The organism is Zoogloea sp. (assembly GCF_017302315.1).
Taxonomy (GTDB): Bacteria; Pseudomonadota; Gammaproteobacteria; order Burkholderiales; family Rhodocyclaceae; genus Zoogloea.
On sequence record NZ_JAFLDT010000112.1, the window covers coordinates 1 to 10,440 of the forward strand.

A 10,440-nucleotide genomic window follows, 5' to 3' on the forward strand; every position below is an offset into this window, starting at 1 on the left:
CCACGCCGGGGACGGCGGCCACCCAGTCGCGCACGGCCGCCGGTTCGGCGCGCCCGTCCATGCACCAGATGCGCACGAAGCCGCCCAGCGCACCGTGGTGGCGTACGAAGGCGTCGGTGATGGGGCAGACGACCCGGGTGGCCCCTTCGCCGAAGCGGGCGTCCAGCAAGTCCTGCAGGAAGACCACGTTGGGCTGGCCGTTCGGCAGGGACTTGTCGCTCATGCCGTGGTCGGCGGTCAGGGCGACGATGGCGCCGAGCGCCTCGAGGCGGCCGAAGGCTTCATCAAGGTGCTGGTAGAAGGTGTTGGCCACCGGATCGCCCGGGGCGTGCTTGTGCTGGATGAAGTCGGTCAGGGACAGGAACAGGATGTCCGGCCGCTCCTGCTCGAGCAGCTTGATGCCGGCCTCCAGCACGAACAGTGAGAGATCCATGGAGTACATGTCGGGCAGCGGCATCCCGACCCGCTCCAGCACCTTGTCGATGCCGTGCTCGGAAAGCGTGCAGCGGTCGGCATGCTCGGACGAAAAGCAGATGTCGCCACGGATCGGGTCGAGGCCCTTGCCCAGCTGGCGGCGCAGCTTGTCCTTGGCGGTGATGGTCACCACCCTGGCGCCGGCATCGGCGAACTCGGCGAACAGGGTACGGCTGCGCAGCAGCTCGGGGCCGGTCATCACCACGGCTTCGCCGGTGGCCACGTCCAGGTAGTAGTTGCCGGAGATGCCGTGCACCGAGGGCGGTGCGCCGGTGGCCAGGGACATGTTGTTGGGGCAGGTGAAGCTGGGCACCGTGCCGTCTGCAATCGCGGCGAAGCCCTGCTCCATGAAGCGGGCGATGTTGGGGAGGATGCCGTCCTTCAAGCCCCGGTCGATGTAGGCGGGATCGCCGCCGTCGATGCACACGACGGCAACGGGGCGGATGGGAAAGGCATAGTCGATGCCATTCAGGCGGATGGTCTTGGGCACGGGGTGTTTCCTGTCGAGACGGGTCAGAGGGGCATCAGAGCGCCCATTGGCGGATGCGGGCGGAGAGCAGGTCGATGAGGGTGACGCAGACGATGATCATGATCAGCACGGCCGAGGTCTCGGCGTAGTCGAAACCGCGGATCACCTCGTGCAGGATCACCCCGATGCCGCCCGCGCCCACCATGCCGACCACCGAAGCGGAGCGCACATTGGACTCGAAGCGGTAGAGGGAATAGGAGATCCACAGGGGCAGCACCTGGGGGATGACACCGTAGAGCACCTCCTGGAGGCCGTTGGCGCCGGTGGCCCTCACCCCTTCGACCGGACGCGGGTCGATGGCCTCGACGGCCTCGGCGAACAGCTTGGCCAGCACGCCGGTGGTGTGCACCCACAGGGCCAGCACGCCGGCAAAGGGGCCAAGGCCCACCGCCACGATGAAGAGCATCGCGAACACCATCTCGTTGATGGCGCGGCAGGCATCCATCAGTCGGCGCACCGGCTGGTAAGTCCAGGCGGGAACGATGTTCTGGGCGCATAGCAGACCGCAGGGAATGGCACAGATCACGGCCAGCACGGTGCCCCACAGGGCGATATGCACGGTGACCAGCATCTCCTGCAGGTAGATGCGCCAATCATGGAAATTGGGCGGGAAGAACTCGGCGGCAAACACAGCCATGTTGGCCGAGTCGCGGAACAGGTCCAGCGGGCGCATGTCGGCGCCCTGCCAGGACCACACCAGCAGCGCCACCAGCAAGGCCCAGCTGAAATGGTAGGCAAAGCTGCGCGGCTGAGCGTACAGGGGCTCGTCCTTGACGCGGGGGAGTACGGAATTCATCGGGAGATCCTCGGGTGAAGCCGGGCCTCCCGCCGCGCCAGGGCGATGGGGCGGCGGGAGGTGGAACGGAACAGGCTTACTTCAGCTGGCGGGCCAGCTCGGCCAGCTTGCCGTCGATGTCGGCGAGCTTCTGCTTGCGCTCGGTCTCGTCCATATTGGCGTCGCTCTCGAACTTCTTGCGGTCCTTGAACAGCTCGAGCTGGCGGATCGGCACAAGCTGCGCGTCGGTGGATGCCCGGAAACCGGCCAGGCGGTACATGTTCTTGAGGATCTCTTTTTCCCGCTCGTTCTTGCCATAGCCGACCACGAAGTCCTGGATCTTTTTCTTGATGTCGGCGGGCAGGTCCTTGCGCCACACCAGCGGGTCGCGGGGGATCAGCGGAGAAGTCCACAGGATGCGGATCTGGTCGAGCTTCTCGGGGGACTTCTCCTTCATCTTCAGGGTCAGTTCGCTGTTGGTGGTGGCTACGTCCACCTGGCGGTTGAGCACGGCCAGGAAGTTGCCCTCGTGGTTGGAAGCCCGGGTGACCTTGAAATGGGTCTTCGGGTCCAGGTTGTTGCGGGTGAATACGTAATAGGTGGGCACCAGGTTGCCGGAGGTGGACGACGGGTCGCCAATGCCGAAGCTGTAGTCCTTGCCGTTTTTCAGCACCTGCTCCAGGGACTGGATGCCGCTGTCCTTGTGAGCGATCAGATAGGAGTAGTAGCCGGGGGTGCCATCCAGATCCACAAACTGGGCAAAAACCTCGCCATTGGCCCGGTCCACCGCGTCGATGGCGGACTTGTTGCCGTACCAGGCCACCTGCACCTTGTTGAAGCGCTGGCCTTCGATGATGCCGGCGTAGTCGGTGGCGTAGAAGCCATTCACCTTGACGCCCACGGCTTTGGACATGTCGTCGAGGAAGGGCTCCCACATCTGCCGGAGGGCGCCGGCCTTTTCGGTGGCGATGATGCCGAAGCTGAGTTCCTTGATATCGGCGGCCAGAGCCGAGCCGGCCAGGAGCAGTGACGCGGCGGCGAGCAGCGTCTTGATCTTGCGAAACATGCGTGTTTCCTTTCGGGAAAGGGAGGGGAGAAAAAGGGATTCAGGCCGCGGCGTAGCTGGCGGGCAGCGCGGGCGCATTGGCGGCCGGGCTTTCGCCGAAGACGCCAGGCTCGAAGAGTTCGTGGGCATCGGCACCGTAGAGCTCACCCAGCAAGGCCGGCGTGAGGGCTCTTGAGGGGCCATCGAAAACGACCTTGCCGGCGCGCAGGGCGACGGTGCGCGGGCAGTACTTGATGGCAAATTCCACCTGGTGCAGGCAGACGATCACCGCGCAACCATGGTCACGGTTGAGGGTGGCAAACAGTTCCATGACCTTGCGCGACGACTCCGGGTCAAGGGAGGCGATGGGCTCGTCGGCCAGCACCACCCTGGCGCCCTGCACCAGGCAGCGGGCCATGGCGGCGCGCTGCTGCTGCCCCCCCGAGAGGGTGGCTGCCCGTTGCCAGGCGGTCTGGGCGATGCCCACTGCATCCAGGGCTTCCAGGGCGCGCTGGCGCTCGGACACCGAAAAGCGCATCAGCAGGGTCCGCCACAGGCTGGCCCGGCGCAGCAGGCCCACCAGCACATTGGTCATCACCGTCAGGCGCCCCACCAGATTGAACTGCTGGAACACAAAGCCGACCTCGGCGCGGATGTCCCGGATGTCGCGGGCGAGGCGGCCATTGGCCTGCGCCGGGCGCCCGAGGATCTCGACCTCGCCTGAATCGGCCAGCAGGAAGCCGGGCAGATGCCGCAGCAGGGTGGACTTGCCGGAACCGGACGCGCCGATCAGAGCCACCATTTCGCCCTCGGCAACCGACAAGGACACATCGTCCAGGGCCGTGGAGCGGCCAAAGCGCTTGGTCAGATTTCGGATTTCAACAACATTGGGCATTTGGATTTACCTCGTCACCGGGTTGCAACGAAGCCACAATAAAATCCTGGCATTGCATATTGTTGACAATCTTCTTGTGCTTACATGAAGCCTGAAACAGTCCCCACGATGGCTGGCTCAGCGCCCCCTTCCACTCTTGCCTTTTCCTTGTCCCGACAGACCATGTCCTTCCCTGACGCCCTGAACGTACTCAAGAGCCGTTCCCTTCCCGCCCTGGTGCAGGAAGAACTGGAGCGCATGATCATCGACGGCCGCCTGCTGCCCGGCGAGCCCCTCCGCGAAGTGCCCCTGTCCGCCCTGCTGGGGGTGTCCCGCGGGCCGATACGCGAAGCCTTCCGCGGCCTGGAGGAGAAAGGCCTGGTAAGGGTGGTGAAGAACTGCGGAGTGCATGTGCGAACCCTCGATTTACATGAGGCGGATCAGATATACGAAGTCCGCGCAGTGCTGGAAGCCATGATCGGCGCCAAGGTGGCCCGCGCCGCGGGCTCCGGGGGCAGGGCAGAGCTGCACGCCCTGATCGTCCAGATGGAGGAGGCGGTGGCGGGCTGCGATATCAATCGCTATACCGCCCTCAACTTTGCCCTGCACGATCGCCTGGCAGCCCTCTCCGGCAACCACAAGCTGCATGAGACATACAGCCGCCTTGTCTCGGAGCTGTCCCTGTTTCGGCGCCAGACCTACATCCACAACGAAGCCTCGCTGAGCCTCTCCCTGGGCGAGCACCGGGCCATCGTGGAGGCCGTCTGCGCCGGCGAGGCCGATCAGGCCGCCGATCTGCTGCAGCGTCACTGCAATGACAGTCGGGCGCGCATGCACCAGGCACTGTGCCCCGCATCCTCATCTCCTTCCCTTAATACGAACGTCACCAGGAGCGCCGAATGAACGCCCGCCAGACTCCTTTCCCTTTTCGGGCCGAAACCATGCGCATCGACGGCCGCCGCGCTGCCGGCAGCCGCGGCGTGATCGAGGTCCTCAATCCCTTCAGCGGGGTTTGCATCGGCACGGTGCCCAAGGCCTCCGCCAGCGAGGTGCGCGATGCCATCGCCCTGGCCAGGAGCTACCGCCCCAGGCTGAGTCGCCATGAACGGGCCGCCATCCTTGAACGTGCAGCCCGCCTGGTGGACGAGCGGACGGGAGAGATCAGCGCCCTGATCACCGCCGAAGCGGGCCTGTCCCGCAAGGACACCCGCTATGAAGCCGGCCGGGTGCGCGACGTTTTCCTGGCCGCAGCCCACGCGGCACGCCAGGATGACGGCCAGATCTTCTCCTGCGACATCACCGCCCAGGGGCGTCAGCGCCGGGTGTTCACCCAGCGGGATCCGCTGCTCGGGGTGATCACCGCGATCACGCCCTTCAACCACCCCATGAACCAGGTCGCGCACAAGATCGCGCCGTCCATCGCCACCAACAACCGGATGGTCTTGAAGCCGTCAGAGAAAGTGCCCCTGTCGGCCCTCTACCTGGCTGACCTGCTTTACGAAGCCGGCCTGCCGCCACTGATGTTCCAGGTGGTGACGGGCGATCCCGGGGAGATCGCCGATGAGCTGATCACCCACCCGGACGTGGAGATGGTGACCTTCACGGGGGGAGTCGAGATAGGCAAGGCCATTGCGGCCCGGGCCGGCTACCGGCGGATGGTGCTGGAACTGGGTGGCAACGATCCGCTGATCGTGATGGACGACGCCGATCTTGACGAAGCGGCCCAGCTCGCCACCCTGGGTTCCTACCGCAACTCCGGCCAGCGCTGCACCGCCGTCAAGCGCATCCTGGTGCATCAGGCGGTGGCCGACGACTTCGTGGAGCGCCTTGTGGCGCGCACCCGGGCCTGGACCTTTGGTGATCCGGAGTCGGACGTGGAGATGGGCACGGTGATCGACGAAGCCGCCGCCCGCCTCTTCGAGTCGCGGGTGAACGAGGCAGTCAGCCAGGGTGCCCGCCTGCTTGTGGGCAACCAGCGCGAGGGCGCGCTCTACGCCCCCACGGTGCTTGATCACGTCCGCCCCGACATGCCCCTGGTACGTCAGGAGACCTTCGGCCCGGTGTCGCCGGTGATCCGCTTTGGCTGCCTTGACGAGGCCGTCGCCATCGTGAACGGCACGGCTTATGGGTTGTCGTCCGGGGTGTGCACCAACCGCCTGGATGTGATCACCCGGCTGGTCAATGAACTTCAGGTGGGCACGGTTAATGTCCGCGAGGTGCCGGGATACCGGCTGGAGCTGACGCCCTTCGGTGGCATCAAGGATTCGGGCCTGGGCTATAAGGAAGGGGTGCTGGAGGCCATGAAGAGTTTCACTACCACCAAGACCTATTCCTTGCCCTGGCCCGCCTGATGTCCACCACCGTGACCCTGGCGGTGCTGTTCTCCGCCTTCATGCATGCTGGCTGGAACTTCCTGATCAAGTCCAGTCGCGACAAGCTGGTGGATGCGGTGGCGCTGGCCGTGGCGGGCAGTGTGGTGTCCGCCTGCCTGCTGCCCTGGCTGCCCTTGCCCGCCAGTGGGGCCTGGCCGTGGCTGGCGCTATCGGTGATCACTCACTCCGCTTACTACCTGGCCCTGGTCAAGAGCTATCAGCACACCGACCTGTCCATGGCCTATCCGTTGATGCGCGGGCTGGCCCCTGTGTTGCTGCTCGCTGCCGCCCCGCTGTTTGGGGAGGCACGGGGCCTTCCCCTGGTGGCTGGGGTGAGTCTGATCGGCTTCGGGCTGGCGCTGCCCATCGTCCTCGGCTGGCGGGCAGGTCAGCGGCCGGCTGCCGGCTTGCTGTTTGCCAGCGGCACGGCTTGCCTGATCGCCTTGTACACGGTGCTGGACGGCATCGGCGCGCGTCTGTCGGGGCACGTCGGCGCTTACACCCTGTGGCTGTTCTTCTTCAACTCCTGGGGCTTCCTGGCCGTGGCCCTGCGTAGGAGAGGTCGTCGTCTGCTGGGTAGTCTGGTCACCCGGGGGCGTTTCGCGCTGCTGGGTTCGGTGCTTACTGTCGGCTCATACGGCATTGTGCTTTGGGCCATGCAATCCGCGCCCATACCGGCTGTGGCAGCCCTGCGGGAAACTTCGGTGATCTTCGCCGCGGTGCTGGGGGCCTTGTTCCTGCAGGAGCGCATGGGAAAACTGCGTATCGTCGGCGCTGCTCTGATCGCCTGTGGCGCCGCGCTGGTGCGCTTGCACTGATCCGCCGTTCGAAAAGAATCCTCTTGGGCGGACTTGAAAAGCTCACAGGTCGCCCCTATTATTAGCACTCGTTGGCGGTGAGTGCTAACAAAGGCTCCGCCACCCGAAGCCAGTCGCTGCTGGCCCAGATATTTACCGAGTCGGGCACGTTTGCCCGGTGTTGAACCGAGTAGGAGACCACTACATGAAAATCCGTCCCTTGCATGATCGCGTGATCGTCAAGCGTGTTGAAGCCGAGCGCACCACCTCCAGCGGTATCGTCATTCCTGACTCTGCCGGCGAGAAGCCCGACCAGGGCGAGATCCTGGCTGTCGGCAACGGCAAGATCCTTGAGAACGGCGACGTCCGCAAGATGGATGTGAAGGTGGGCGACCGCGTGCTGTTCGGCAAGTACGCCGGCCAGACCGTCAAGGTCGATGGCCAGGAGCTGCTGGTCATGCGTGAAGAAGACATCATGGGCGTGGTCGAGGCCTGAGCCTCCCGCATCCGCTGCAAGCCGGCCGGCCCACAGTCCGGCCCGAACCCCCAGAATTCAGGAGTACTAAATGGCTGCTAAAGAAGTAAAGTTTGGCGATTCCGCCCGTGCCCGCATGGTTGAAGGCATCAACGTCCTGGCCGATGCCGTCAAGGTAACCCTGGGCCCCAAGGGCCGCAACGTGGTGCTCGAGCGCTCCTTCGGCGCCCCGACCGTGACCAAGGACGGTGTGTCCGTGGCCAAGGAAATCGAGCTCAAGGACAAGTTCGCCAACATGGGCGCCCAGATGGTCAAGGAAGTCGCTTCCAAGACCTCCGACATCGCCGGTGACGGCACCACCACCGCCACCGTGCTGGCCCAGTCCATCGTCCGCGAAGGCATGAAGTTCGTCGCCGCCGGCATGAACCCGATGGACCTGAAGCGCGGCATCGACAAGGCTGTCGTCGCCACCCTGGAAGAGCTGAAGAAGCTCTCCAAGCCCTGCTCCACCAACAAGGAAATCGCCCAGGTCGGCTCCATCTCCGCCAACAGCGATTCCTCCATCGGCGACATCATCGCCAACGCGATGGAAAAGGTCGGCAAGGAAGGCGTCATCACCGTTGAAGACGGCAAGTCCCTGCAGAACGAACTCGACGTCGTCGAAGGCATGCAGTTCGACCGCGGCTACCTGTCGCCCTACTTCATCAACAACCCGGACAAGCAGATCGCCCTGCTCGACAACCCGTTCGTCCTGCTCTTCGACAAGAAGATCTCGAACATCCGCGACCTGCTGCCGGTGCTGGAGCAAGTCGCCAAGGCCGGCCGTCCGCTGCTGATCATCGCCGAGGACGTCGAAGGCGAAGCGCTGGCCACCCTGGTGGTCAACAACATCCGTGGCATCCTCAAGACCGTCGCCGTCAAGGCCCCGGGCTTCGGCGACCGTCGCAAGGCCATGCTGGAAGACATCGCCATCCTGACCGGCGGCGTCGTCATCTCGGAAGAGACCGGCCTGACGCTGGAAAAAGCCACCCTGAAGGATCTGGGCCAGGCCAAGCGCGTCGAGATCGCCAAGGAAAACACCACGATCATCGACGGTGCCGGCGACGAGAAGGCGATCGAAGCCCGCGTCAAGCAGATCCGCGTGCAGATCGAGGAAGCCACCAGCGACTACGACCGTGAGAAGCTGCAGGAGCGTGTTGCCAAGCTGGCCGGCGGCGTGGCCGTGATCAAGGTCGGTGCTGCCACCGAAGTCGAAATGAAGGAAAAGAAGGCCCGCGTCGAAGACGCGCTGCACGCCACGCGTGCTGCCGTTGAAGAAGGCATCGTTCCTGGCGGCGGCGTTGCGCTGCTGCGTGCCCGCGCTGCACTGGTGGGTACCCTCAAGGGCGACAACCACGACCAGGACGCCGGCATCAAGATCGTCCTGCGCGCCATGGAACAGCCGCTGCGCGAGATCGTCGCCAACGCCGGTGACGAACCGTCGGTGGTCGTCAATGAAGTCGTCAAGGGCAAGGGCAACTTCGGCTTCAACGCCGCCAACGGCACCTATGGCGACATGGTCGAAATGGGCGTGCTCGACCCGACCAAGGTCACCCGTTCGGCGCTGCAGAACGCAGCCTCCGTTGCCGGCCTGATGCTCACCACCGATTGCATGGTTGCCGAGCTGGTCGAAGACAAGCCGGCCGCCGGCGGCATGCCGGGCATGGGCGGCATGGGTGGCATGGGCGGCATGGACATGGGGATGTAATTTCCCGGTCCGCAGCTCTTGCTGCAGCCAACAAAAACCGCGGCTCCGGCCGCGGTTTTTTTACGTCACAACGGATGCAATGGCAGTCGGGCCAGTTGATCCCGAAACGGCTATCGCCGCTGTAGCATCTCCGCCCGGCGCGCCTTGATCTCGGCCGGCCAGGTGCTCTCTATCCACAGCAGCACATTCTCGATCTGCCGGTCCGTGAGCTTGCCGGCGAAGCCCGGCATGTCAGAAACGTAGCCCTCAGGCGCGTTGGGCGGCACCATGCCCTGCTTGGTGATCGCAAAGAGTTGTGCCATCGGGTGGTGCCAGGTGTGGCCGCTCGCATCGTGCGGCGGAGCGGGCAACTTGCCGTCAGCGCGGCGCGTGCGCCAATCCGGCTGACCTTCCAGTTTCGCGCCGTGGCAGCTGGCACACTCCGCCTTGTAGATATTCTCGCCCTCCATCAGCGCGTAGGGGTCCGGGCCGCTGGGCTCACCGCATGCGGAAAGCAGCAACGGCAGTGCGAGCAGCGTGGTGCAGACGGCACGGCTACCTCGGCCGTCGTAGCGCACTGCCATCCGCATCATCGGGCTTTGCGCTTGGTTTGTGCAGAGGCCGCACTCGCTTGCAGTGCAGCCCGCTTCGCCTTCGTTTCCTGCAGTAACTTGACGGCGCCAACGACGTTGACCGCGGCCACCAGCAATGCCGGCCACAGCGGTAGCGCCTGCCCCGACATCCAGCCCCACGCGAGCAGGCCGAATAGAGCCAGGCCGCCCACGGCCAAGGTCATCGAACCGAAACTGAACATCCCCTTATAGTCTTCCGCCATGCGCGGACCCTCCATCTGAAAGCGCCCCGGCCGTTGCCGGAGAGGCGCGTAAGTTACCACAGCGAGAAATCACCGCGGCGCGATCACCAGGGCTTGCGAGGCCAAGGAAGCCGTCAGAAGCACTTCTGTCGCCGTTCACTCTATTTTTGAGCATGGCAGCCATGGATGTTGCCGCGAGCGACTCGTCCTTTTCGTGCCGATGCTCGATGAGTTCAAATTAATCACTGCAATTTCCGGAAGCGATGCCAGCGCCTCCGGAAATTCCCTTCGGCGAGGCCCTCGTTGCTGGCAACGAGGAGCAGGTCGGTACCGAGGCGGAGGGCCTCCCGTCGCTCCCGCATGCTGGCCTTATTGATGTCGGCGATTTCTCGGAGCTCCAAGATTACGTACCCTTTCTCGTATCGCTGCGAACGCAGTTATCGCTTTTCTCCCGCCGGGGCCGCAGCGATGGCGCGCCAGACCTCGTGCAGCGTGGCCCGCAGCAGCGCGCTGTCGGCGTCGGGGTGGGCGGCATGGATGGCAACGACCAGACGACGGT

At 64.6% G+C, this 10,440-nt stretch carries 12 protein-coding genes; 5 read left to right on the top strand and 7 right to left on the bottom strand.

What is annotated here, in order from left to right:
* The 4 genes from phnA to phnC form a co-directional block, all read right to left on the bottom strand.
* Window positions 1–964 (bottom strand): phosphonoacetate hydrolase (gene phnA, locus J0L98_RS19930; protein WP_296413760.1); only part of this gene is annotated, 964 nt, incomplete at its 3' end.
* A 34-nt stretch (window positions 965–998) separates the two neighbouring features.
* Window positions 999–1,799 carry a phosphonate ABC transporter, permease protein PhnE gene (phnE, locus tag J0L98_RS19935; protein ID WP_296413763.1) on the bottom strand — a complete coding sequence of 267 codons (801 nt, stop codon included), beginning with the start codon at window positions 1,797–1,799 and terminating at the stop codon, window positions 999–1,001.
* A gap of 76 nt (window positions 1,800–1,875) precedes the next feature.
* The gene (phnD, locus tag J0L98_RS19940; protein WP_296413766.1) at window positions 1,876–2,844 is read right to left on the bottom strand and encodes a phosphonate ABC transporter substrate-binding protein; all 969 of its coding nucleotides are present in this window, start codon (window positions 2,842–2,844) and stop codon (window positions 1,876–1,878) included.
* A 40-nt stretch (window positions 2,845–2,884) separates the two neighbouring features.
* Window positions 2,885–3,718 (bottom strand): phosphonate ABC transporter ATP-binding protein, encoded by an 834-nt coding sequence (gene phnC, locus J0L98_RS19945; protein ID WP_296413769.1) that lies wholly within the window; start codon window positions 3,716–3,718, stop codon window positions 2,885–2,887.
* A gap of 162 nt (window positions 3,719–3,880) precedes the next feature.
* On the opposite strand from phnC, the gene J0L98_RS19950 reads away from it, so the two are divergent.
* From J0L98_RS19950 to groL, 5 genes are all read left to right on the top strand, one after another.
* Window positions 3,881–4,600, top strand: a complete 720-nt coding sequence (locus tag J0L98_RS19950) for a GntR family transcriptional regulator (protein ID WP_296413772.1) — start codon at window positions 3,881–3,883, stop codon at window positions 4,598–4,600.
* A complete protein-coding gene (gene phnY / locus J0L98_RS19955; protein ID WP_296413774.1) occupies window positions 4,597–6,048 on the top strand; it encodes a phosphonoacetaldehyde dehydrogenase in 1,452 nt (483 codons plus the stop codon). Before J0L98_RS19950 ends, phnY begins: the two co-directional genes overlap by 4 nt.
* Window positions 6,048–6,887 carry an EamA family transporter gene (locus J0L98_RS19960; RefSeq protein ID WP_296413775.1) on the top strand — a complete coding sequence of 280 codons (840 nt, stop codon included), beginning with the start codon at window positions 6,048–6,050 and terminating at the stop codon, window positions 6,885–6,887. Before phnY ends, J0L98_RS19960 begins: the two co-directional genes overlap by 1 nt.
* Before the next feature lie 184 nt (window positions 6,888–7,071).
* Window positions 7,072–7,362, top strand: a complete 291-nt coding sequence (gene groES, locus J0L98_RS19965) for a co-chaperone GroES (RefSeq protein ID WP_296406202.1) — start codon at window positions 7,072–7,074, stop codon at window positions 7,360–7,362.
* A 70-nt stretch (window positions 7,363–7,432) separates the two neighbouring features.
* A complete protein-coding gene (gene groL, locus J0L98_RS19970; protein WP_296413776.1) occupies window positions 7,433–9,088 on the top strand; it encodes a chaperonin GroEL in 1,656 nt (551 codons plus the stop codon).
* Between the two features lie 110 nt (window positions 9,089–9,198).
* Here the strand turns inward: groL and J0L98_RS19975 are convergent, their stop codons facing one another.
* From J0L98_RS19975 to J0L98_RS19985, 3 genes are all read right to left on the bottom strand, one after another.
* Window positions 9,199–9,651, bottom strand: coding sequence for a c-type cytochrome (locus J0L98_RS19975; RefSeq protein ID WP_296413778.1), 453 nt, complete (start codon window positions 9,649–9,651; stop codon window positions 9,199–9,201).
* Between the two features lie 5 nt (window positions 9,652–9,656).
* The gene (locus tag J0L98_RS19980) at window positions 9,657–9,902 is read right to left on the bottom strand and encodes a hypothetical protein (RefSeq protein WP_296413779.1); all 246 of its coding nucleotides are present in this window, start codon (window positions 9,900–9,902) and stop codon (window positions 9,657–9,659) included.
* 221 nt (window positions 9,903–10,123) lie between these two features.
* Window positions 10,124–10,282: a hypothetical protein gene (locus J0L98_RS19985; protein WP_296413782.1), complete on the bottom strand. Its 159-nt coding sequence runs from the start codon at window positions 10,280–10,282 to the stop codon at window positions 10,124–10,126.
* Window positions 10,283–10,440 lie beyond the last annotated feature (158 nt).

What these genes read in the sequence shown, in the direction of transcription:
- J0L98_RS19960 (WP_296413775.1), top strand. Translation starts at nt 6,048, where the DNA reads ATGTCCACCACCGTGACCCTGGCGGTGCTGTTCTCCGCCTTCATGCAT.
- J0L98_RS19950 (WP_296413772.1), top strand. Translation starts at nt 3,881, where the DNA reads ATGTCCTTCCCTGACGCCCTGAACGTACTCAAGAGCCGTTCCCTTCCC.
- J0L98_RS19975 (WP_296413778.1), bottom strand. Translation starts at nt 9,651, where the DNA reads ATGGCAGTGCGCTACGACGGCCGAGGTAGCCGTGCCGTCTGCACCACG.
- J0L98_RS19980 (WP_296413779.1), bottom strand. Translation starts at nt 9,902, where the DNA reads ATGGCGGAAGACTATAAGGGGATGTTCAGTTTCGGTTCGATGACCTTG.
- phnD (WP_296413766.1), bottom strand. Translation starts at nt 2,844, where the DNA reads ATGTTTCGCAAGATCAAGACGCTGCTCGCCGCCGCGTCACTGCTCCTG.
- groES (WP_296406202.1), top strand. Translation starts at nt 7,072, where the DNA reads ATGAAAATCCGTCCCTTGCATGATCGCGTGATCGTCAAGCGTGTTGAA.
- phnC (WP_296413769.1), bottom strand. Translation starts at nt 3,718, where the DNA reads ATGCCCAATGTTGTTGAAATCCGAAATCTGACCAAGCGCTTTGGCCGC.
- groL (WP_296413776.1), top strand. Translation starts at nt 7,433, where the DNA reads ATGGCTGCTAAAGAAGTAAAGTTTGGCGATTCCGCCCGTGCCCGCATG.
- phnE (WP_296413763.1), bottom strand. Translation starts at nt 1,799, where the DNA reads ATGAATTCCGTACTCCCCCGCGTCAAGGACGAGCCCCTGTACGCTCAG.
- phnY (WP_296413774.1), top strand. Translation starts at nt 4,597, where the DNA reads ATGAACGCCCGCCAGACTCCTTTCCCTTTTCGGGCCGAAACCATGCGC.